Here is a 23,449-nt window from a genome sequence, read left to right on the forward strand (position 1 = left end):
CCTATGTTATTTTTATATTAGCATTGTTCTTTATATATTCAAAAAAAATTATGATAAAATATACATATGTACCATAGATTTAAGGAGGACAACTATGACTAAGTATACTTTTAAACAAAAAGATTTTAAAGTCTTTAGTGTTGACGGTTTAGAAAATAGAATGCAAGCACTAGATGAACATGTAAGACCACAATTGAACGCTTTAGGTGAAAAATACACAAATTATTTAACAAACAATACTGGAGATACTTTTTATTATCATGTAGCAAAACACGCTCGTAGAACAGTAAACCCACCGAAAGATACATGGGTAGCATTCGCTACTAATCAACGCGGTTATAAAATGTTACCCCATTTTCAAATAGGATTATTTGAATCTCAATTATTTATTATGTTTGGCGTTATGCATGAAAATAAAAATAAAGGAAACATGGCTGATTTCTTAAATAAAAATATACACCTATTAGAAGAACTTCCAAGTGACTATTCATTATGCTTTGATCATTATAATATTGATAAGTCGCCAATTGACTCATTATCAAAAGCTGACTTAAAACATCATATTAAAAGGCTGAAAGATATTAAAAAGGCTGAGTTTTTCATAGCTAGAACTTTAGATCCAAAATCAGAAGTGTTAAAAACAGATAAATCCTTTACTGAATATTTAGATGAAACATTTGATGAATTGATCAAATTCTATAGTTAGTCATTGCCTAATTCGAATATAATTAAACAAATTTTACTAGGCAACTTTTATTTCTGATATTTAAAAATATAAAACTCTCTCAATCCATAAATAAATCGGATTGAGAGAGTTTTATTGTGGGTATAAATGATATTTCATACTCTAGTTAAATTAATAAATATATGGATCGTCGTCTTTTTTCTTTTTATCAGTCTCATCTAAATTGTTTACTTGTTTTTCATTTGATTCAAAGTTATTTCGATTATTGTCGTTTGATTCAAAGTTATTTTGATTATTGTTTAAATCGTTTTGAAAGTTAACATCTTCGAATTGATTGTTTGTTTTGTTCTTTCTAACCAATAACATGATTCCCGCAACAATTAATAGTAAGAATGATATAAAGTTCATAATCAATATTGATACTAAACCTGCTACTATTGCTAATACCCCTGATAAAATTCTTTGCTTTTTAACAAATATAATAGCAACTATTGTTAATAAGATGCTGATTACAAGTATTACAAGTGCATAATTTGTAAATCCAGCAAATGAATTCAACACTTGATCTGCAGATAGAGAACTAGGTATATCCTGCGTTCCTTGTATCTCTTCATTAAAAGAAGATTTAAATTCTGATTTAAATTCTGGTGTTTTTGAAACAAATTTAATTACAAATGCAAATACAATTCCAATTAATGAAAACACTGCACCAATAATTAATAATGTATATTCAATCGTTCTTTTCATTTAAATCCTCCTAATTTTTGTCAATTCTAATTATCTCAATCTATAGTTTATTTTTCAACCTTATTTATCTTTTTTCTCAACATCTTGCTCAGAATTATTTTTTTCTTCAAAATAATTTTTCTGTTGTTGCATTCTTTTTTCGTAATTATTTCTTCTTTCAAATGTTGCATTTGGCTTTTCTTTTTTAACTTTCTTTTCTTTCTTTTGTCTACCAGGTTGAACTTGATACTCATCTGAATGAGTCGTTTCATAATTATAAGGATCTTGGTTTCTTTGACCTAAATCTTCTTGATTATTCACTTCATTTTGGTCAAATTCAACTTGCTCATTATTAAATTCATTCATTTGTTCATTTTGTTTTTGATGTTTTTGATGTTTTTTACTTCGAGATAAAACTTCTTCATTATTTGTAGTTTCACTATGAACTTCGTGTTGTTGTGATTCTACATGCTCTTCTTCTTTTGTATTTGGTTGATTTGCAATAAATGCTTTTTCGTTGTTTTGCTCATTTTTTTGTTGATAATTTGATTCCATTGGTTGAGATTGTCTAGACTCTGATTGTCTAGGCTGATTATTTACCCTACCTTGATTATCTTGAAAAGATTGTTGTTGTTCCATACCTTGTATAGGCAATATTTTATCTTTTCTTACAAATAATAAAATACTCACTATAAAGAAAAAGAGTGGCACTAAAACAATAAATAATGGAATTGTAATTATTGCTAAAAGTAAAAATACAATAGCTGCAAATACTCTCCATCTCATCATCACTAATCCTATAAATGAAAAGATTAAAACAATTATCAAATAAATAATAAATAGCCATATTCCATTTTGAATATTTAGTGCAACGTCACTAGCAGACAATAACTGTCCATTAGCAGTGATATTAATATTTAAACGATTAATTAACGATTCCAGTCTATTTAAATTGTTAGGATTATTTAATACTACAAGTGCTGCAAATAAAGACAATGCTGTAACACCTAATAAAATTATCCAAGAAAGCCAGCCTAAAAATTTTTCTACGCCTCTGCTAACTGGCTGCCTCACATGTTCTACATATGAATTCATCATATTTACCTCCTAATAATGAATTGGTTTCAATTATACCAAAAAAAGGGCTTCGTTTCTCACAAAGACCCTTTTAAATATTAATTTAATGACATCTTAAATTTTAAAAATGCTTCATTATAATTTGAAATGTTTTCTTTACCTAAATCTTCATATACTTCAAGTTTACTTCTAACTGTTGAATCTGGATAAAATCGTTCATCTTCTCTAACATTTTTATCTAATAGATTATATGAAGCTTTATTTGGTGTAGCATATCCTACCCACTCTGCATTTTGTTTACCATTTTCTTCTTCTAATAAGAAATTAATAAATTTATGTGCACCTTCAACATTTTGTGCTGTTTTTGGTATTACGAGATTATCAAACCATAAATTTGAACCTTCTTTTGGTACTACGAAGTCTAATTGATCATTTTCTGACATTATATCTGCAGCCATACCACTCCAAACCACAGCAACGTCAGATTCATTCTGAACCATCATTGTATTAATTTCATCACCAACAACCCCTCTTACATTTGGTGATAATTTAATTAATTTGTCTTGAGCTTTTTTAAGTTTTTGTTCATTTATTTCATTTAAGCTTTCATGCATACTATTTAAAGAAAATCCAATTCCTTCACGAGATCCATCAACAATTAATACATCATCTTTCAGTCGCTTATCCCAAAGACTATTCCATGAATTGAAATTCATTCCTTTTGTTTTTTCAGGATTATACAATATACCAACTGTTCCCCAAAAGTATGGAATTGAATATTGATTTCCTCGATCAAAAGGCATATTCATAAATTCTTTATCTAAATTTTTCATATTTGGTAATTTCTTTTGATCAATTGGAATTAATAACTTTTCTTTTTTCATTTTTTCCACTGTATATTCACTTGGAACTGCAATGTCATATGACGTACCGCCGTTTTTAATTTTGGCCATCATTGCTTCATTTGAGTCAAACGTTTCATATACGACCTTTATACCAGTTTCTTTTTCAAACTTTTTAGTAAGTTCAGGGTCTATATATTCACCCCAATTGTAAACATATATAACATCTTTTTTACCTTTAGAAGGTGGCGGATCAATTAATTTAGTTGATAACATTAATAAAGCTCCAACGATTAATGAAATACCTACTAATTGCATTAATTGTTTCATCTTAATATGCCCCCTCTTTTTTCAATTCTTCTTTGTTGACCTCTTTTTATGAAATAGTAACCTAAAATAAGTATCATCACTAATCCAAATAGTAAAGTAGAAATTGCATTGATTTCCATCGTAATTCCTTTTCTAGCCATAGAATAAACTTCTACTGATAAGACACTAAATCCACTACCAGTAACAAAGAAACTTACTGTAAAGTCATCTAAAGAATATGTGAGCGCCATAAAGAAACCACCAATTGCACCAGGCAATATATGAGGTATGATTACTTTAATTAATGTTTGCCACGAAGTTGCACCTAAATCTCTCGCTGCATCTATCATAGACGTATTCATATCATATAGTTTTGGTAACACTAATAACACTACTATTGGCACACAAAAAGCAATATGTGAAATTAAAACTGACCAAAATCCTAATCCCATTCCTGTAAAATGACCTATAAATGTAAATAATAATAAGAATGAAGAACCGATTACAACATCAGAACTAACCATAAGTATATTATTTAATGTTAATAAACCGACTTTTAATTTTTTATTTCTTAAATAGTAAATTCCAATAGCTCCACATATACCAATTAATGTTGATATACTTGCAGCTAACAAAGCAATTGCTATTGTATTTACTATAATGACAATTAACCGTTTATTTTGAAAAACAGATAAATAATGATCAAACGTAAAACCTTTAAAACTAGTCATATTACCAGCAGCATTAAATGAATAATAAATTAAAAAGAAAATCGGTAAGTATAAAAATACGAGTATAATTGATAAATATATTTTTCCAGTTATTTTCATACTATACCTCCTTATTTTCTGATTTAGATTTAGTTACAATCAATATAAATGCCATTGCTAATATTAGAAATACTGCAATCGTTGAACCCATTCCATAGTTTTGAGTAACTAAAAACTGTTCTTGAATTGCTGTACCTAAGTTCACGACTTTATTACCCGCAATTAATCTCGTAATCATAAACAAAGATAAGGCAGGTATAAATGTAATTTGAATACCTGTTTTGACACCTTCTAAAGTTAAAGGAACGACTACTCTTCTGAAAGTTGTGAAATGACTTGCACCTAAGTCTCTAGATGCTTGTAATAAATTTTCAGGTATTTCTTCCATAGAATTAAAAATTGGTAAAAGCATAAATGGAATATATATATAAACTGACACGATAATAAAAGCCGTACTCGTAAATAATAATTCAGTTGTAGGTACATTAAAGACATTTAATATTTTATTTAATAGTCCATCATGACTTAAAATACCGATAAAGGCATATGTTTTTAACAATAGATTAATCCAAGTAGGTAATATAATAAGTAAAAGTAATATCTCTTTAGCTTTGGCATTTCGTAATACAAGTGCTAGAGGATAACTAATTATTAAGCAAAAAAACGTAATAATAAATGCGTACCAAGCTGAACTTAAAGTCATTTCTAAATATGCACTTGTAAAAAAGTTTTTATAATTTTCAAAAGAAAAATGTCCATTAATATCAAGTAGTGATGAATAAAAAATCATAGCTATTGGTACAATAATGAATAAAGCGATCCAAATCATGTAAGGTACAAGTAATAATGATTTAATCTTATGCATTATCATCATCCTCATAACTTTCAATTCGACGATCAAATTCTTCTTCCGTTTCCCCTGGTAACATTATATGAATTGCTTCAGAATCAAAATCCAATCCTACAGTTTCACCAATAGTCGCTTTCTTAGTCGTTTGTATGATCCATTCATTTCCTTGCGCATCATAACAGCATATTTCATAATGGACACCTCTAAATAATTGAGAGTCTACAACTGCCGAAATTCTGCCTTCACTTTCTGATTTTATCGAAATGTCTTCAGGACGTATTACTACATCAACTTTTGCATCATTATTAAATCCAGCATCAACACATTCATAAGAAATGCCATACATCTCAACTTCATAGTCACGTTTCATTACACCACTCACAATATTTGATTCACCTATAAAATCAGCAACAAATTTATTTACAGGCTCATCATATATATCAACCGGCGTACCACTTTGTTGAATTTTTCCGTCTTTCATTACAAATATATAATCGCTCATTGCTAAAGCTTCTTCTTGATCGTGTGTAACAAATATAAATGTAATACCTAATCTTTGTTGTAATTCTCGTAATTCATATTGCATTTCAGTTCTCAGTTTTAAATCTAATGCTGAGAGTGGTTCATCTAAGAGAATAATTTCTGGTTCATTAGCTAATGCTCTCGCTATAGCTACTCTTTGTTTTTGACCACCACTCATTTCCGTAATTTTACGCTGTTCATATCCTTCAAGCTTTACTAATTTCAACGCTTCTTTTACTTTGATTTGTATGTCTTTTTTATTTAATTTCTTTATTTTTAATCCAAATGCTACATTATCGTATACGTTCAAATGCGGAAACAAAGCATAATCTTGAAATACTGTATTCACTTTTCTATTATTTGCTGGTACTTTGTTAATAATTTTGTTATTAAATAATATATTTCCATTTGATGCTGTTTCAAAGCCAGCTATTAATTTCAAAATAGTCGTTTTACCACATCCTGAGGGACCTAGTAATGTGTAAAATTTTCCTTCTTCAATTTCAAAACTGACATCATTTAATACTTGAGTGTTATTAAAGTTTTTTGAAATACTTTCGAACTTTATGATTGGTTGTTTCATAAATTGCCTCCTATAAATACGATTCTGTAGCAACGATTAATACTTCTGCATCTTTCGATGATTCATTTAAAAACTGATGTTCTTCATGAGCTTTAAAATAAAAACATTCTCCGGTTTTTGCAGTGTAATTTTGCTTTCCAATTTTTAATGTTATATATCCTTTTTTTACATATGCAAATGTCTCTGAAGATGATGGACTAAATGTTTTATATTTTGAACCACTTTTTAAAGTTATAATGACTGGTTCCATTTCAAATTCATTTGAATCTGGTACTAACCATTTAATTTTGTACCCTAGATCATACTCATCATAAACAGTTTGTTCTTGTTTAGGATAATGGATGCGGGCTTGATATAATTTTTCGTTAAAAAATTCGCTCGGCTCAATACCTAATACATCTAATATATTTAAAAATGTTTCCATAGAAGGAGAAGATAAATTCCTTTCCAACTGTGAAATATATCCTTTTGATAAGTCTGTACGTTCTCCTAATTCTTCTTGAGTTAAATTTTTCTGATATCTTAAATTTTTAAGTTTTTCTCCAATATTCATAAATCCCCCAAAAAAGTGTGTTGTTTACTTTTACTAAACATTAAGTTTAGTACCTTTAATAAAATAACAGAAATTATTTTATTATTCAACACTTTTTTGGGGGATTCTAATATTTTTATTTAACTGAAATCGTAGATTGTCCATTATTTTCTTTTAATGCTTTTACTGCTTTATATCCATCATAACCACTTACTTCTTTAAATTCTTTATAAAAATTATTTTCATCTGATTTACCAGGCACAATTTTTTTAAAGTTTTTATATGCTTGGTTAAATTGTTCTTTATTTGTACTGCTTTCATACGCATCTTCAATATGATTGTAGAACTCAATCACTTGAATCATTTCTTCTTGTGTCCAATCAACGTCTATTGGATAACTATATTCCATTTACTTTTCTCCTTTACAAAAAAAGAATCACTGAATGAACAGTGATTCTTTAGTATTGTCAATGATTACATTGTATGGATAGGTGTTCCTAGAGCAACTTCAGCAGCTTCCATAGAAATTTCACCTAATGTTGGGTGAGCATGAATAGTTAATGATACGTCTTCAGCAGTCATTCCTGACTCAATTGCTAAACCTAATTCAGCAATTATATCTGAAGCACCAGTACCAGCTACTTGTGCACCAACTAATAATCCATTTTCTTTTAATGTTACAAGTTTAACGAAACCAGCAGTTTCATTTAAAGCTAAAGCACGACCATTTGCAGCAAATGGGAATTTAGCAGCTTTCACTTCTAAACCTTCTTCTTTAGCGCTAGCTTCTGTATGACCAACTGTTGCTAATTCTGGTTCTGTGAAACAAACTGCAGGGATTGCTAAGTAATCAACAGCAGATTTTTCACCAGAGATAGCTTCAGCAGCTACTTTAGCTTCATAACTTGCTTTATGTGCAAGTGGAGGTCCAGCAACGATATCACCAATTGCATAGATATTTTCAATTGAAGAACGGCTTTGTTCATCAACTTCAACTAATCCACGCTCTGATAATTTCAATCCTAATTCTTCTAGACCTAATTCATCAGTATTTGGACGACGTCCTACAGTAACTAATACATAGTCAGCTTCGATTTCTTTTGTTTCTCCGCCAGCTTCATAAGTAACTTTTACGCCATTATCAGTTTCTTCAGCAGATTTAGCCATTGCTTCAGTTACGATTTCAACGCCTTTTGCTTTAAGACCTTTTTTAACAATTTGAGTCATTTGTTTCTCAAATCCACCTAAGATATCTTTTGCACCTTCAAGGATTGTTACTTCAGAACCAAAGTTAGCATAAGCAGTACCTAGTTCAGAACCAATATATCCGCCACCAACTACTACTAATTTTTTTGGTACTTCTTGAAGTGCTAATGCACCAGTTGAATCAATTACACGTTTACCAAATTTGAAATTAGGAATTTCAATTGGACGTGAACCTGTAGCAATAATTGCATGTTTAAATGTATAAGTTTGAGATGCTTTGTCAGTCATAACTTTTAAGTTATTTTCATCTACAAAATATGCTTCACCTTTAGCTACTTCAATTTTGTTTCCTTTCATTAATCCAGCAACGCCGCCTGTTAATTTTTTAACTACGCCATTTTTGAATTCTTGAACTTTTTCAAAATTTAATGCAACTTTCTCAGCAACAACACCCATATCTTCTGAATGTTGTGCATTGTGGAAACGGTGTGATGCTGATAATAAAGCTTTAGATGGAATACAACCAACGTTTAAACAAACGCCACCTAATTCGCCTTTTTCGACGATTGTTACTTTTTGTCCTAATTGTGCTGCACGAATTGCTGCAACATAACCACCAGGACCTGCTCCAATTACTATAGTATCTGTTTCAATAGGAAAATCTCCAACTACCATTTTTACCCCTCCATTAATAATAATTCTGGATTATTTAATAATCTCTTAATATGATTCATTGCATTTTGTCCAGTAGCACCATCAATTTGTCTATGGTCGAAACTTAATGATAATGATAATACAGGTGCTGCTATAATTTCTCCATCTTTAACGATAGGTTTTTGAGCAATACGACCAATTCCTAAAATTGCAACTTCAGGATGGTTGATTACTGGAGTGAACCATTGTCCACCTGCTGAACCAATATTACTAATCGTACAAGTTGCGCCTTTCATTTCGTTAGCTTGTAATTTACCATCACGTGCTTTAACAGCTAATTCGTTGATTTCATCAGAAATCTCGAACATTGATTTATGATCAGCATTTTTAACTACTGGTACTAATAAACCACGATCAGTATCTGCAGCTATACCTACATTATAGTAATGTTTATGAACAATTTCACCATTTTCTTCATCAAATTCAGTATTTAATGCTGGATATTTCTTAAGTGCTGATACTAATGCTTTAACAACGTATGGTAAGAATGTTAATTTAGTACCTTGCTCAGCAGCAACTTCTTTGAATTTTTTACGGTGATCCCATAGTTCTTGAACATCAATTTCATCCATTAATGTTACGTGAGGCGCAGTGTGTTTAGAATTAACCATTGCTTTAGCAATTGCTTTACGCATAGCAGGGATTTTCTCACGAGTTTCAGGATATTCTCCTTCTGGAACTTGTGGAGTTTGTACAGCTTGTGTATCTTCGCTAGATGCTTGAGTTGCCTCTGCAGCTGGTTGTTCTGATTTAGAACCACCATTTAAGTATGCTTCAACATCATCTTTTAAAATACGACCGTTTTTACCTGAACCTGAAACAGCTTTAATGTTTACATCGTTATCACGAGCGAATTTACGAACTGAAGGCATAGCAATTACGCGTTTAGAATTATCAACGTCTTCTGATTGTGTTTCAGTAGTTGCTTCTTCTTTCGCTTCTTCTGCTGGAGCTTCATCTTTTGTTTCTTCTTCATCTTCATCATGACCTTTAAATTGTAAACCTTCTGCGTCTGGTGCATCAATTTTAACAATTGTATCACCAACAACAGATACAGTACCTTCTTCAACCATAACTTCTTCTACTTTACCTGCAACAGGTGATGGAATTTCAACGACTGATTTATCATTTTGTACTTCACATAATACATCGTCTTCTTGAATTTCGTCTCCTGCTTTAACAAACCATTTTACAATTTCACCTTCGTGGATACCTTCACCGATATCTGGTAATTTAAATTCGAATGACACGATTTTTTCCTCCTAAATATTAAATCCGTATTTTACTGCGCATTAAAATTCTAATGTTTCTTTAGCTTGCGCTACGATATCTTTTTTGTTTGGTAACCAAACACTTTCAGCTTGTGTGAATGGATAAATAGTGTCAGCAGCAGCTACACGTGCAATAGGAGCTTCTAATGAAAGAACTGCTCTTTCAGATATTTCTGCTACAACACTTGCACCAACGCCAGCTTGTTTTTGAGCTTCTTGTACAACAATAACACGGTTTGTTTTTTCAACTGATTTAACAATTGTTTCAACATCTAAAGGTTGAACAGTGATTAAGTCAATTACTTCAACTGAGTATCCGTCTTTTTCTAAGTCTTCTGCTGCTTTTAATGATTCTTGAACCATAGCACCATAAGTGATGATAGTTAAGTCAGTACCTTCACGTTTAACTTTAGCTTTACCGATTTCTACTTCGTACTCTTCTTCAGGTACTTCTTCACGGAATGAACGGTATAACTTCATGTGTTCTAAATATACAACTGGATCATTACTGCGGATTGCAGAAATTAAAAGTCCTTTAGCATCATATGGGTTTGAAGGAATAACAACTTTCAAACCTGGAGATTGTGCCATTAAGCCTTCTAAGTTATCAGCATGTAATTCAGGTGTATGTACACCACCACCGAATGGAGCACGGATTGTTACTGGTGCTGTTTTTGAGTTACCTGAACGGAAACGATGACGAGCTATTTGACCTGCAATTGAGTCCATAACTTCAAATACGAAACCAAAGAATTGGATTTCCATGACAGGACGGTAACCTTCAAGCGTTAAACCTAAAGCTAGACCACCAATACCTGATTCAGCTAGAGGTGTATCAAATACACGATCTTCACCGAATTCTTTTTGTAAACCTTCTGTTGCACGGAATACACCGCCGTTTACACCAACGTCTTCACCGAATAATAAAACATCTTCGTCTCTTTTTAATTCGTTTTGAAGCGCATTGTTAATCGCTTGAATCATTGTCATTTGTGCCATGACTTATTTCGACTCCTTCTCTTTGTAAATTTCATATTGTTCAGCTAAGTTATGAGGCATTTCTTCATACATATTTTCCATTAAGTCTGTAACTTTTTGTTTAGGAGTATTGTCTGCCTCTTTAATTGCTGTTTTAATTTCTTCTTTTGCTTTTTCCATAACTTCGTTTTCTTTTTCTTCAGACCATAAGTTTTTAGCTTCAAGATATTTTCTGAAACGAACTAATGGGTCTTTCTTTTCCCAATCTGAATCTTCATCTGAAGTTCTATAACGAGTTGGGTCGTCACCAGCCATTGTATGAGGACCATAACGGTAAGTTAATGTTTCAATTAGAGATGGGCCATCACCATTAACAGCACGATCACGAGCTTGTTTAGTTACAGCATATACAGCTAATGCATCCATACCGTCAACTAATACACCTGGAATACCAACTGCTACTGATTTTTGAGCTAATGTTTTAGCTGCAGTTTGTTTGTCACGAGGTGTTGAAATCGCATAGTTGTTATTTTGAATTACGAAGATTGCAGGTGCTTTATAAGCAGATGCAAAGTTAATACCTTCATAGAAATCACCTTGTGAAGAACCACCGTCACCAGTGTAAGTAATTGCAACATTTTTCTTACCACGTTTTTTAATACCAAGTGCTACACCAGCAGTTTGGATAAACTGTGCACCAATAATAATTTGTGGACTTAATGCATTTACACCTTCTGGGAATTGGTTACCAATAAAGTGTCCACGTGAGAATAAGAACGCTTTAGTTAGTGGTAAACCATGCCAAATTAATTGTGGAACATCACGATAACCTGGAAGTACATAATCTTCTTTTTCTAACGCATAATGTGAAGCTAATTGTGAAGCTTCTTGACCAGCTGTTGGTGCATAGAAACCTAAACGACCTTGTCTATTTAATGAAATAGAACGTTGATCTAGAACACGTGTCCAAACCATTCTTTCCATTAATTCAACAAGTTCTTCGTCAGACAAGTCTGGTAATAAATCATTATTTACGACATTTCCTTCTTCATCTAACACTTGAATCATTTCAAAATTAGACTCTATTTCATTTAAAGTCGATACTGCATCGAATTGGGCTTTTTTTCTCGGAGCCATTCAATTCACCATACCTTTCCCTATATTAGATATTCATTTCTAATTCAGTTTAACATAAATCTGTTTTACTGTTAAATAAAAAATACTAACATTATAAAAAGCCTTGTACAAAAGGCTTTTTATAAACTGTATTACAACATAATTAAGTCTGTACTAATACAAATTATTCATTTAAAATATTTGAAACATCTTTCTTTTCTTGTTGTACTTTTTTTAGATCATTTTGATATTCAGTTACTATTTTTTCAGTCTTTTTATTAACTTCTTCTAATTTTTTTGAACGTTTATTAGTTCCTTCTTGAGTAGCATTATCTTCTGTTAAATAGCTAAATAATTGATGCTCAGTATCCAACACGTCTTTATAGCCTTTGATTACTTTATCATGTGCTTTATATTTGTCGTCCAAAGCTTTCTTCAAATCATTAGCTGCTTTCAATTGCTCCTCATCTTCTATATTTTTGTAGTCATCTTTAGAAGTCTCGTAAATCTTTTTTGATTTATCCATAGCTGATTTTTCATTGTCTATAATTTCTTCTCTATTTTTTATACCTTCAGTTAATTCTTTTGCTTTTGATTTAAACTTTTCATCTTTTGCATTATTTAGTTCTTCAATTTTCTTCACTTTTTCTTTTTCAGCTTTAGTCATTTTTTCATTCAAATCCACAATAACTTTTTCTTCTTGGTTTGCTTTTTCTACCTTATTATAAAAAGATTCAAGTGATTCTTTAGATTGACCACATGCTGTTAAAATCACTGTACTAGCCAGTGTTAATGTTAAAAATTTCTTGCCAATCATTATATTGCCTCCTTACATATCTATAAACATGTTACTCTGTTTTTTTTATTTATACAATCAATAATAGATGTAAAACTGAGTAGATTTTGATATATTTTATATGAGGAAGGTGTATGTAAATGATTACGATGGAAAATATTATTCGTGACGGCCACGAAACACTTAGAAAAAAAGCCGATGAAGTAGAATTGCCTATTTCAAGTGAAGATAAAGAAACTTTAAATGAAATGTTAGAGTTCCTAAAAAATTCACAAAATGAAGACTTAGCTAAAAAATATGGATTACGTTCAGGAGTTGGCTTAGCTGCGCCACAAATAAACGTTTCAAAAAAAATGTTAGCTGTGTATATCCAAGATGATGGCAAAGGTAATTCAATTGAACTACAACTTATCAACCCTAAAATTGTTAGCCATAGTGTACAAAAAGCATATTTAAATGGTGGAGAAGGTTGTTTAAGTGTAGATGAATCTAAACCTGGTCTAGTACACCGCAACTTTAAAATAACAATTCAAGCATTTGATATAGAAGGAAATCCATTTAAAAAAAGATTTAAAGGATATCCAGCAATCGTATTGCAGCATGAAATTGACCATTTAAATGGTGTGATGTTCTACGATCACATAAATCAAGAAGATCCATTTATGCCTTTAGAAGATGCAGTTGAAATCAACTAAATAGTTACAAAATTAAAGATGCTGAGACAATTAAATTGTCTCAGCATCTTTTTGCAGTTTAATTTAGTCAAATCGCACGAAGACTTTCGAGATATCGTGCGATTCAGCTATTAATTTAGTTGTTGTATCTTCATTTAATCAAAACACTATCTACATAAATTCGTCTCTGCGTTCTATAAAATGAATATCTTTTTCTTTTAAAGCTTTTTGAATTACAGCTAGCTCGTCTAAACTTAACCATTCTGGGTCTTTATTATGTCGAATATAGTGAGGGTCTTGTTGTACGTTATTAACCACTTCATCATAATTATAAATCATAACAACTTCATTTCTACGTATATTAAATTCAATACCTTTGAATTGTTTGTCAGTTCTGCCCTTTTCATTTTCGACTGTTTTGATAATACGTTCGACTTTATCCATTCATCTCACATCCTATTCGTCTATCAAACCTAATTCTTTACATGCATAGTATATTCCATCTTCATCAACTGATTTAGTTTCATAATCACAAACTGTTTTTAATGCATCAACTGCATTTCCCATTGCGACGCCTTGACCTACTTCTGAAATCATTTCAATATCATTTGGACCATCTCCAAAAGCAACTACTTCACTGAGTGGAAAACCTAATTTTTCACTTAGTTCTTTTATTCCTTCTGCTTTCGATCGATTATTCGGTACAACATCTCTACTTAATGTATGCCATCTATAAAATTTCAATGAATTAAATTTATCATCATATTTATCATCTTCATCCTCAGTATGGAAAATAAGTGCTTGGTAAACTGGATGTTCGAGATAATATGTATTGTGATATTCAGGATAATCCATTTTTAGTGATCCTAAGCTTTCTGATATGTGATTATCACTTTCAACATTTGCATATACTGCTGTTTCACCAAAAAATACTAGTGGATGATTATTTGTATGTGCTTTTTCTACTATATTAGTTAATTCCTCTTTATCTAACGGGTGTTTCCCTATAATTTCTCCATTATAAACAACAATTTGTCCATTTAGTGAAACAAAAGTTTCTATTCCTGTTTCTTTAATGACTTCTTTAAACATGTAAGGCGCTCTTCCAGTTGCAATTGCAACTATATGCCCTTTTTCTTTTAATTGTTTTATGGCAGTGATTGTAGATTTCGGTATATTTTTATCTTCATCATAGATTGTTCCGTCTATGTCGAAAAATATTAATTTCTTATTCAACTTTGATCGCCTCCTTATATCTATATTAGTCCATAATCAATATATATGAAAGATTTAGTTAAATATCTTTATTTATCTCTAATTATCATGTAAAATGAACTTATTAAAAGGGTATCTATATTTATTTATATAGCTACTTTTCAAATTGAACGGGAATCAAATTTCAAAATTGACTAACCCTAGACTTAAAACTAGGGCTTTATTTATGTTAATTAACCTAGGAGGATTTATATATGGCAGTATTTAAAGTATTTTTTCAAGAAGATAAAAGTGAAGTAATTGTACGTGAAAGTACACAAACAAAGTATTTTGAAGGACAAACTGAAGAACAAGTTAGAAGATATTTAACAGACCGTAATTACAATATCGAATTTGTCCAAAAATTAGAGGGCGCTCATTTAGATTATGAAAAACAATCAGATCATTTTAACGTGGAGACTATCTAAATGAAACCTCTACAAAAAAATGAAGTAGGCGTATACGCACTGGGTGGTCTCGGTGAAATTGGTAAAAACACGTACGCCCTCGAATATCAAGATGAAATTATCGTTATAGACGCGGGTATAAAATTCCCAGACGATGATCTTCTTGGTATCGATTACGTGATACCAGATTATACGTACTTAATTCAAAATAAACATAAAGTGAAAGCTTTATTTATCACTCATGGACACGAAGATCATATTGGTGGTGTTCCATTTTTATTAAAACAAATGAATGTTCCGATTTATAGTGGTCCATTAGCATTAGGACTTATTAGAAATAAACTGGAAGAGCATCACCTACTTAAAACAGCTCAATTAAATGAAATTGACGAAGATTCTGTTTATGAATTTAAGCACTTCAAAATTTCATTCTATTTAACAACGCATAGTATCCCTGAAGCTTACGGTATTATTGCAGATACACCAGAAGGAAAAATCGTCCATACAGGAGATTTCAAATTTGATTTCACGCCTGTAGGTAAGCCTGCGAATATTGCCAAAATGGCTCAACTTGGAGAAGAAGGCGTTCTTTGTTTATTATCAGACTCTACTAACTCAGAGGTGCCTAACTTTACTTTAAGTGAAAAAGAAGTTGGACAAAATGTAGATGAAATATTCCGTAAATGTTCAGGTAGAATTATCTTCGCAACATTTGCATCTAATATTTACAGAGTGCAACAAGCCGTTGAAGCAGCTGTGAAGTACAATCGTAAAATTGTTGTCTTCGGTCGTTCAATGGAAAACAACATTAAGATTGGTACTGAATTAGGCTACATTAAAGTACCACCAGAAACATTTATTGAACCTAATAAAATCAATTCAGTTCCTAAACATGAAATTCTTATTTTATGTACTGGATCACAAGGTGAACCTATGGCAGCACTTTCTAGAATTGCCAACGGTACACATAGACAAATAAGTATTATTCCAGATGACACTGTTGTATTTAGTTCTTCACCTATTCCAGGTAACACTAAGAGTGTTAATAGAACTATCAATTCATTGTATAAAGCTGGTGCTGATGTTATTCATGGTAAATTATCTAACATTCATACATCAGGGCACGGTTCACAAGATGAACAAAAATTAATGCTACGTTTAATTAAGCCAAAATATTTCATGCCAATACATGGTGAATATAGAATGCTTAAAAAACATAGCGAAACAGGTATTAACTGTGGTGTAGATCCTGACAATATCTTTGTTTATGAAATTGGAGATGTACTAGCACTTACTAAGGATTCAGCTAGATATGCTGGACGTATACCTTCAGGCAATGTATTTGTTGATGGTAACGGTATCGGAGATATCGGCAATGTCGTTATTAAAGACCGTAAAGTTCTATCAGAAGAAGGTCTTGTCATTGTTGTAGTAAGTATTGATTTCAAAACAAAACAATTACTTTCAGGTCCAGATATCATCTCAAGAGGCTTTGTTTATATGAGAGAATCAGGACATTTAATTTACGACGCACAACGATTAATCAAAAAATCAGTAATTGAAAAGTTAAATAATAACGAAAAAGTAGAATGGCATCATGTTAAAGCTACGATTACTGAAGCATTACAACCATATTTATATGAAAAAACAGCTCGTAAACCAATGATTTTACCAATAATCATGAAAATAAAATAATAATATTTAAAAGCACCGACGATGTCAATTGACATTGTCGGTGCTTTTTTACTATATCTTATTCATTTACAAGTTTTTTCTCAAATCTATTTAAATCATTATCGTGACCTATCACAATTAATATATCATGATATTCTATATTTTCATTTGGATCTGGCGCAACGATAATATCTTTCCCTCTTTTTACAGCAATAATATTGATGCCAAAGTTCGCACGAACATCTAATTCTAATATCGAATTTCCAGCAAGTCTTTCACCTGCTTTTATTTCAACAATAGAATATTCATCTGATAGTTCTAAGTAGTCTAAAACAGATGCACTTGCTACATTATGTGCAATGCGTCGACCCATATCTCTTTCTGGATGAACAACTGTATCTGCACCAATTTTATTTAAAATTTTAGCATGGTAATCATTTTGAGCTTTAGCAGTAACTTTCTTAACACCTAATTCTTTAAGAATTAAAGTAGTCAGTGTACTTGCTTGAATATTTTCACCAATTGCTACAATGACATGATCAAAGTTTCTTATCCCTAAACTCTTCATCACTGCTTCATCTGTAGTGTCCGCAATAACCGCATGTGTGGCGATATCGCTATATTCATTTACTCTCGCTTCATCAGCATCAATGGCCATAACATCCATATCTAAGGCATTTAGTTCTCTAACAATACTTCCACCAAATCGACCTAAGCCTATAACTACATATTCCTTACTCATGATATGCCTCCATACTTTTGATTGTTATTATTTTTTACCTTTAACGTAATCTGCATCAAAGATAAATAATCTTAATAATAATATTAGCGATGGAACAAGTAAAAGTAAACCTAAAATAAATACGATAATAAGCATTAATGCCATTTGATCATTTACAACTGATTTATTAATATTTATAAACGGATATAGAATATACGGTAATTTACTAATACCGTATCCGAAAAATGCAGTTCCAAATTGTAATAATATCATGATAAATGCAACACCATGCGCTTTTTTTAAGTAAATAAGTACAACTGCTATAATGAAGAATACGATACTTAAACCAAATAACCACCAGAAACTACCTAAAGCGTTATTAAAGTGGTCTTCATTATGTTGTCTTAATGATAAGAATACAAATTGACAAATAACAATCATTGGGACTGCCCAAATAAGGAACCACTGTCTCAATAAGTGATATGCTTCAGAATCTTTTGCTTTATTTGCATAAAATGTTAAGAATCCTGAAGAAATGTACAATACAGAGATAATCGCTAAAAAGACAACCGCCCAAGCATAAGGACTTAGCAATAATTCAACCCATTGCAAGCTGACTCCTTTATCTGTTTCTTTAATATATCCACCTTCAGCTATCGTCAATATTGTTGAAAATGATGCAGGAATAAGTAAACCTGTAGCACCATATAAGAATAACCAAGACAACTTGCTATCTTGTCCATAGTTTTCAAATGCATAGAAACTACCACGTATTGTTAATAGTATTAAAGCTATACTACCTGGTATCAATAATGTTGACCCAAAGTAATATGCTGAGTCTGGAAAGAATCCAACTATTCCAACAAAGAAGAATACGAAGAATACATTAGTCACTTCCCAAACTGGGTTTAAATATCTAGATATTAAATTATTAATAATATGATCTTGTTTTGTTAATTTTGCATGAAAAGCAAAGAACCCAGCACCAAAATCTATCGCACCGATAATGATATAACCATACAAAAAGAGCCAAAGTACAGTGATTCCTATATGTTGATAATCCATTATACTTCACCCTTTCTGTCTATTATTTTATTCACATCATCCGTAGCTTTACTATGACTGAACATTCTAATTAGAACATAACTTGATGAAATACCTAGTATTAAATAAAGAATTGCAAAAGCTATAAATACTAGACTTAAACCATCAGCATGTGTAGCTGCATCTGCAACTTTTAAATAGCCTCGTAATATCCAAGGTTGTCTACCCATTTCTGCTAAGAACCAACCAAATTCTATAGCTAGCATTGCTAATGGACCTGTCAAAACAGCTAAATACAATATAGGTTTACTATATTGAGACCATTTCTTGAACCATTTTAATACGATGAACAATGCTGAAACTGCAAAACAATAAACACCGAAGAACACCATTAAATCAAAGAAATAATGAATAATAAGCGGTGGTGTTTCATCACTTTTGAATTCATTTAGCCCTTTTACTTCAGTATTGAAATTATTATCTGATAAGAAGCTTAGCGCCCCAGGAATTTTAATAGCACCTTTAACTTCTTGTTTATCTTCATCTACTAATCCAAATAATACAAGGTCAGCTTTTGATTCACTTTCAAAATGCCACTCCATAGCTGCTAGCTTTTCTGGTTGTTCTTCATGTAAAAATTTTGCAGATAAATCACCTGCAAGCATAGCGAATAAACTCGCAATAAGACCTACTGTCATAGTAAGTTTAAGTGCTTTTTTATGATATTCTTTATCGTCAATGAATTTATTCTTGATTAAACGATATGCTGCAATACTTGCCAAAATAAATGCAGCTGTCATAAAAGCAGTCGCAATTACATGGAATGATCTTACCCCAAATGATGCATTAAACATTGCTGCTAATGGATCAATATTCATTAATTTCCCGTTAATAAAATCAAAACCACTAGGCGTATTCATGAAAGAATTCACAGATGTAATGAAAAACGCTGAGAATGTTCCACCAATAATAACTGGTAAATTAATTAAAAAGTGTGTCCATTTTCCTTTAAATCTATCCCAAGTATATAGATAAATACTTAAGAAAATCGCCTCAAAGAAAAAGGCAAATGTTTCCATAAATAATGGTAGCGCAATAACTTGACCACCTAATTGCATAAATGACGGCCACAATAATGATAATTGTAAGCCAATAATCGTCCCTGTAACAACACCAACTGCTACAGTAATTGTGTAACCTTTAGACCAACGCTTTGCCATAGCAATATACATAGGATTGTCTTTCTTAATACCTATGAATTCAGCAATAGCAAACATTAATGGGATACCTACACCAATTGTTGCAAATATGATATGGAATCCCAAGGTCATAGCAGTCAGTAAACGACTAATAACTACTGCATCCATAATATTCCTCCATTCAACATTTGTGATTTACATCACAATTTAAACTCAGTATACATCATTTTAAACATTAATAAAATGTTTAACATTTACAAAGTAATGACAAATTAGTGGCATTATTAAACATAATCGTTGAACACAATTAGAAATCGTTATAATATGACTATATAAAGTCGAGGTGAAAGCAATGAATAAAGTTACGATTTATACACAAGATCAGTGTCCCCCTTGCCAATTTGTTAAACAATATTTCAAGGAAAAGGAAATTGATTACACTGAAAAAAATATTAAAAATAAACAGTTCAAAAATGAATTAATAGATTTAGATAGCTTTTCAACGCCTACTGTTCTTATAAATGATAAAGTATTTTACCAAGTTGATATAAATTCTTTCAATGAAGCTTTAGGTAAAAACTGATGAAATTTCATTTTCCAAATTCTAAAATAAAGTTAGTAACGCATTCACTTCAAAGTAATTTATCTACTAATTTAAAGATAGTCCATATTTCAGATTTACACTTAGGCTATTATTCTACTTTAGAATACTTACATCAACTTGTTCTTTTAATAAACAAACAAGAGGCTGATATAGTTTGTTTTACTGGTGATTGTTTTGACAATATCAAATATGCTTCATTTGATCCTTATCTTGTTATACCTTTATTTAGAACGATTCAATCAAAATATGGTAAGTTTTTCGTTCCTGGCAATCATGATTACGGGTCAAACAGTATACAAATCGTATTAAACATCATAAAAAAGTCTGGTTTTCAATTACTACTAAATGATTATTATAAAATTGTGACTCCAGCTGGTAATATTTTAATACATGGAATAGACGATATATGTTTTGGCCAACCAAATTTTAATAGTTCCTTCCAATTAGCAGATGGTCCTATCGCATATAGAATAGGTTTGATGCATGAACCTGATAAAGTTAAATTGTTGGACCCTAACATCGACTTAGTATTATCTGGCCATACACATGGAGGCCAAGTACGCGTGCCTAAAATTGGTGCATTATATACACCTACTTTTGGCAAAAAATATATTCAAGGTTTATATCATATTAGAAGACAGCAACATCTATTTGTAAACAAAGGTATAGGCATGACGAGATTACCTATTAGAATATTTTGTTCACCTGAAATTGGCATATTTAATATTAAAGCTAAAAAAAGTAGGACGTGAGTAAATCACGCCCTACTTTTTATTTACCATTTATGATAATTCATTAACAAGTTCTACAACTTCTTCTTCAGTTGCACAGTTAATAGCACGACTTGCTAATTCTTGCATTTCTTTTTGATCTAATTGTTTGATTTGTTTTCTTGCTTTAAGAATACTTGTCGCACTCATAGAAAATTCATCTAAGCCTAATCCAAGTAATAATGGAATTGCCGTGTTATCTCCAGCCATTTCTCCACACATACCTGTCCATTTACCTTCTTTATGTGAAGCTTCAATTACTTGCTTAACTAAGCGAAGAATTGCTGGGTTATATGGTTGGTATAAATATGAAACACGCTCAGACATACGATCAGCTGCCATAGTGTATTGGATTAAATCGTTTGTACCGATACTGAAGAAATCAACTTCTTTATCAAAGATATCAGCAAGTGCTGCAGTTGATGGAATCTCTACCATAATACCGATTTCGATATCATCATCAACTTTAACACCTTCAGAAACTAATTTCTCTTTTTCTTCTAGTAAGATTGCTTTAGCGTCTCTGAATTCTTTAATTGTAGCTATCATTGGAAACATGATATTTAATTTACCGAACTCAGATGCACGTAATAATGCTCTTAATTGTGTTCTAAAGATGTCAGTTTGGTCTAGACATAAGCGAATAGCTCTATATCCTAAGAATGGGTTCATTTCTTTAGGTAAGTTTAAGTAAGATAATTCTTTATCTCCACCAATATCTAAAGTACGAACAACTACACGTTTACCGTCCATTTCTTTTAATACTTTACTATAAGCTTCGAATTGTTCCTCTTCTGAAGGCATATTGTCTCTACCCATGTATAAAAACTCAGTACGGTATAAACCGATACCTTCTGCACCATTATTTTTAACACCCGTTAAATCTTTAGGTGTTCCAATATTAGCTGCAAGTTCTACATGAACTCCGTCTTTAGAAACAGATTCATCATTAACAAGTTTCGCTAGTTCTTCTTTTTCAGCTAAGAAGTTAGTATGTTTTTGTTCGTAAGCTTGAACTTCATCCTCTGTAGGGTCAATAATTACATCACCAGATAGACCATCAATGATAAGACTATCTCCATGTTTCACTCGGCTAGTAATATCTTTTGTACCTACTACAGCAGGAATTTCTAATGAACGACTCATTATTGCTGAGTGTGAAGTTCTTCCACCGATGTTTGTAGCAAAACCTTTAACAAATTCTTTGTTAAGTTGTGCTGTATCAGATGGTGTTAAATCTTCACCAACAATAATAACGCTTTCATTAATCATACTAGGATTTGGCAACTCTACTCCCAATATATGAGCCAAAATACGTTTCGAAACGTCACGGATATCTGCCGCACGTTCTTTCATGTATTCATTATCCATATTTTCAAAAATCGTAATGAAATTTGAAGATACTTCTTCTAATGCTGTTGGCGCATTAACTTTATTATTGCGAATATTTTCTTCAATTGGATTGAGTAATTCTGGATCTTCTAACACTAATAAATGTGCATCAAAAATCGCAGCTTTATCAGCTCCAAGTTGTTTCTCAGCATTATTTCGAATCTGAGTTAATTCAACTTTAGATTGGTTAACAGCTGCTTTGAACTTTTCAACTTCGCCATCTACATCGCTGATATTTTCGCTAGAAAATGATAAGTCAGGTTCAACTAATAAATATGCTTTACTAATAGCCACACCATCAGATGCAGCTATCCCTTTTAAAATTTCAGACATTATTTAGTTAATCCTTCTTTTGATAATACTTCAGTAATTGCTTCGATTGCTTCTTTCTCGTCACTACCCTCAGCGTAGATAGTGATTTCAGCATCTTTACCAACACCTAGGCTCATTACACCCATAATAGATTTTAAGTTTACTTTTTTAGCGTTATATTCTAATTGTACATCTGAATCAAATTTAGATGCAGTTTGTACTAACATAGTTGCTGGTCTTGCATGAATACCCGTTTCGTCAATTATTACGTAAGAATTTTGTTCCATATTATTGTCTCCTTCTAATTCCTATATTTAATTTGTATAAAATCAAATTTTATCTATACGATTAAAGAATATCAAAAAAACACTTACAATTCAATCAAATTACATAACTATGCAGTTATTTGATTCAATTCTCC

Annotated in this window: 26 protein-coding genes; 6 read left to right on the top strand and 20 right to left on the bottom strand. The window is 31.4% G+C overall.

Annotated features, from left to right (window positions below; translation table 11 throughout):
- The first annotated feature begins 94 nt into the window (after window positions 1-94).
- Window positions 95-706, top strand: coding sequence for a YktB family protein (locus tag CD129_RS06575; RefSeq protein WP_115337599.1), 612 nt, complete (start codon window positions 95-97; stop codon window positions 704-706).
- Between the two features lie 150 nt (window positions 707-856).
- Here CD129_RS06575 and CD129_RS06580 read toward each other — a convergent pair whose 3' ends face one another.
- The 13 genes from CD129_RS06580 to CD129_RS06640 all read right to left on the bottom strand — a co-directional run bounded on the left by CD129_RS06580 (window position 857) and on the right by CD129_RS06640 (window position 12,998).
- Entirely contained in the window at window positions 857-1,432 is a 576-nt protein-coding gene (locus tag CD129_RS06580; RefSeq protein WP_115337600.1) for a DUF4064 domain-containing protein, read from the bottom strand.
- Window positions 1,433-1,492: 60 nt separating this feature from the next.
- Entirely contained in the window at window positions 1,493-2,506 is a 1,014-nt protein-coding gene (locus tag CD129_RS06585) for a DUF4064 domain-containing protein (protein WP_158079021.1), read from the bottom strand.
- A gap of 80 nt (window positions 2,507-2,586) precedes the next feature.
- Window positions 2,587-3,660 (bottom strand): ABC transporter substrate-binding protein, encoded by a 1,074-nt coding sequence (locus tag CD129_RS06590; RefSeq protein WP_115337601.1) that lies wholly within the window; start codon window positions 3,658-3,660, stop codon window positions 2,587-2,589.
- Window positions 3,657-4,469, bottom strand: coding sequence for an ABC transporter permease (locus tag CD129_RS06595; RefSeq protein WP_078356802.1), 813 nt, complete (start codon window positions 4,467-4,469; stop codon window positions 3,657-3,659). The genes CD129_RS06590 and CD129_RS06595 overlap by 4 nt, the downstream gene beginning before the upstream one ends.
- A 1-nt stretch (window position 4,470) precedes the next feature.
- Window positions 4,471-5,274 carry an ABC transporter permease gene (locus CD129_RS06600; RefSeq protein ID WP_078356801.1) on the bottom strand — a complete coding sequence of 268 codons (804 nt, stop codon included), beginning with the start codon at window positions 5,272-5,274 and terminating at the stop codon, window positions 4,471-4,473.
- Window positions 5,267-6,364, bottom strand: coding sequence for an ABC transporter ATP-binding protein (locus CD129_RS06605; RefSeq protein WP_078356800.1), 1,098 nt, complete (start codon window positions 6,362-6,364; stop codon window positions 5,267-5,269). Before CD129_RS06605 ends, CD129_RS06600 begins: the two co-directional genes overlap by 8 nt.
- 10 nt (window positions 6,365-6,374) lie before the next feature.
- Complete coding sequence (locus CD129_RS06610; protein ID WP_078356799.1) at window positions 6,375-6,917, bottom strand: helix-turn-helix domain-containing protein; 543 nt, start codon at window positions 6,915-6,917, stop codon at window positions 6,375-6,377.
- A gap of 115 nt (window positions 6,918-7,032) precedes the next feature.
- A complete protein-coding gene (locus tag CD129_RS06615; RefSeq protein ID WP_078356798.1) occupies window positions 7,033-7,305 on the bottom strand; it encodes a UPF0223 family protein in 273 nt (90 codons plus the stop codon).
- A gap of 65 nt (window positions 7,306-7,370) precedes the next feature.
- Window positions 7,371-8,777, bottom strand: a complete 1,407-nt coding sequence (gene lpdA / locus CD129_RS06620; protein WP_078356797.1) for a dihydrolipoyl dehydrogenase — start codon at window positions 8,775-8,777, stop codon at window positions 7,371-7,373.
- Between the two features lie 2 nt (window positions 8,778-8,779).
- On the bottom strand, window positions 8,780-10,066 hold the full coding sequence (locus CD129_RS06625) for a dihydrolipoamide acetyltransferase family protein (protein ID WP_107509335.1): 1,287 nt from the start codon (window positions 10,064-10,066) through the stop codon (window positions 8,780-8,782).
- Window positions 10,067-10,108: 42 nt separating this feature from the next.
- Window positions 10,109-11,086, bottom strand: coding sequence for an alpha-ketoacid dehydrogenase subunit beta (locus CD129_RS06630; protein ID WP_078356795.1), 978 nt, complete (start codon window positions 11,084-11,086; stop codon window positions 10,109-10,111).
- A gap of 3 nt (window positions 11,087-11,089) precedes the next feature.
- The gene (gene pdhA / locus CD129_RS06635) at window positions 11,090-12,202 is read right to left on the bottom strand and encodes a pyruvate dehydrogenase (acetyl-transferring) E1 component subunit alpha (protein ID WP_078356794.1); all 1,113 of its coding nucleotides are present in this window, start codon (window positions 12,200-12,202) and stop codon (window positions 11,090-11,092) included.
- 163 nt (window positions 12,203-12,365) lie between these two features.
- Window positions 12,366-12,998: a YkyA family protein gene (locus tag CD129_RS06640; protein ID WP_107509336.1), complete on the bottom strand. Its 633-nt coding sequence runs from the start codon at window positions 12,996-12,998 to the stop codon at window positions 12,366-12,368.
- Window positions 12,999-13,117: 119 nt separating this feature from the next.
- On the opposite strand from CD129_RS06640, the gene def reads away from it, so the two are divergent.
- The gene (gene def / locus CD129_RS06645; RefSeq protein ID WP_078356792.1) at window positions 13,118-13,672 is read left to right on the top strand and encodes a peptide deformylase; all 555 of its coding nucleotides are present in this window, start codon (window positions 13,118-13,120) and stop codon (window positions 13,670-13,672) included.
- A gap of 150 nt (window positions 13,673-13,822) precedes the next feature.
- Here def and CD129_RS06650 read toward each other — a convergent pair whose 3' ends face one another.
- Together CD129_RS06650 and CD129_RS06655 are read right to left on the bottom strand one after the other, a co-directional pair.
- Window positions 13,823-14,095 (bottom strand): hypothetical protein, encoded by a 273-nt coding sequence (locus tag CD129_RS06650; protein WP_078356791.1) that lies wholly within the window; start codon window positions 14,093-14,095, stop codon window positions 13,823-13,825.
- Between the two features lie 12 nt (window positions 14,096-14,107).
- The gene (locus CD129_RS06655; protein ID WP_115337602.1) at window positions 14,108-14,887 is read right to left on the bottom strand and encodes a Cof-type HAD-IIB family hydrolase; all 780 of its coding nucleotides are present in this window, start codon (window positions 14,885-14,887) and stop codon (window positions 14,108-14,110) included.
- A 233-nt stretch (window positions 14,888-15,120) separates the two neighbouring features.
- On the opposite strand from CD129_RS06655, the gene CD129_RS06660 reads away from it, so the two are divergent.
- Both CD129_RS06660 and rnjA read left to right on the top strand, forming a co-directional pair.
- Window positions 15,121-15,333: a DNA-dependent RNA polymerase subunit epsilon gene (locus CD129_RS06660; RefSeq protein WP_078356789.1), complete on the top strand. Its 213-nt coding sequence runs from the start codon at window positions 15,121-15,123 to the stop codon at window positions 15,331-15,333.
- Window positions 15,334-17,007, top strand: coding sequence for a ribonuclease J1 (gene rnjA / locus CD129_RS06665; RefSeq protein ID WP_078356788.1), 1,674 nt, complete (start codon window positions 15,334-15,336; stop codon window positions 17,005-17,007). It abuts the gene before it with no gap.
- Window positions 17,008-17,065: 58 nt separating this feature from the next.
- Here the strand turns inward: rnjA and CD129_RS06670 are convergent, their stop codons facing one another.
- From CD129_RS06670 to CD129_RS06680, 3 genes are read right to left on the bottom strand one after another with little or no spacing between them, the layout of a single operon-like run.
- Window positions 17,066-17,728 carry a potassium channel family protein gene (locus CD129_RS06670; RefSeq protein ID WP_078356787.1) on the bottom strand — a complete coding sequence of 221 codons (663 nt, stop codon included), beginning with the start codon at window positions 17,726-17,728 and terminating at the stop codon, window positions 17,066-17,068.
- A 27-nt stretch (window positions 17,729-17,755) separates the two neighbouring features.
- Window positions 17,756-18,772, bottom strand: coding sequence for a cytochrome d ubiquinol oxidase subunit II (locus CD129_RS06675; RefSeq protein WP_078356786.1), 1,017 nt, complete (start codon window positions 18,770-18,772; stop codon window positions 17,756-17,758).
- The gene (locus CD129_RS06680; RefSeq protein WP_078356785.1) at window positions 18,772-20,118 is read right to left on the bottom strand and encodes a cytochrome ubiquinol oxidase subunit I; all 1,347 of its coding nucleotides are present in this window, start codon (window positions 20,116-20,118) and stop codon (window positions 18,772-18,774) included. Before CD129_RS06680 ends, CD129_RS06675 begins: the two co-directional genes overlap by 1 nt.
- A 184-nt stretch (window positions 20,119-20,302) precedes the next feature.
- On the opposite strand from CD129_RS06680, the gene CD129_RS06685 reads away from it, so the two are divergent.
- Window positions 20,303-20,533 (top strand): glutaredoxin family protein, encoded by a 231-nt coding sequence (locus tag CD129_RS06685; protein WP_078356784.1) that lies wholly within the window; start codon window positions 20,303-20,305, stop codon window positions 20,531-20,533.
- Window positions 20,533-21,306 carry a metallophosphoesterase gene (locus CD129_RS06690; protein ID WP_115337603.1) on the top strand — a complete coding sequence of 258 codons (774 nt, stop codon included), beginning with the start codon at window positions 20,533-20,535 and terminating at the stop codon, window positions 21,304-21,306. Before CD129_RS06685 ends, CD129_RS06690 begins: the two co-directional genes overlap by 1 nt.
- Before the next feature lie 30 nt (window positions 21,307-21,336).
- Here CD129_RS06690 and ptsP read toward each other — a convergent pair whose 3' ends face one another.
- Complete coding sequence (ptsP, locus tag CD129_RS06695) at window positions 21,337-23,049, bottom strand: phosphoenolpyruvate--protein phosphotransferase (RefSeq protein WP_126577740.1); 1,713 nt, start codon at window positions 23,047-23,049, stop codon at window positions 21,337-21,339.
- Window positions 23,049-23,315 (bottom strand): phosphocarrier protein HPr, encoded by a 267-nt coding sequence (locus tag CD129_RS06700; RefSeq protein ID WP_016912884.1) that lies wholly within the window; start codon window positions 23,313-23,315, stop codon window positions 23,049-23,051. Before CD129_RS06700 ends, ptsP begins: the two co-directional genes overlap by 1 nt.
- Window positions 23,316-23,449 lie beyond the last annotated feature (134 nt).

The organism is Mammaliicoccus fleurettii (assembly GCF_003970575.1).
Taxonomy (GTDB): Bacteria; Bacillota; Bacilli; order Staphylococcales; family Staphylococcaceae; genus Mammaliicoccus; species Mammaliicoccus fleurettii.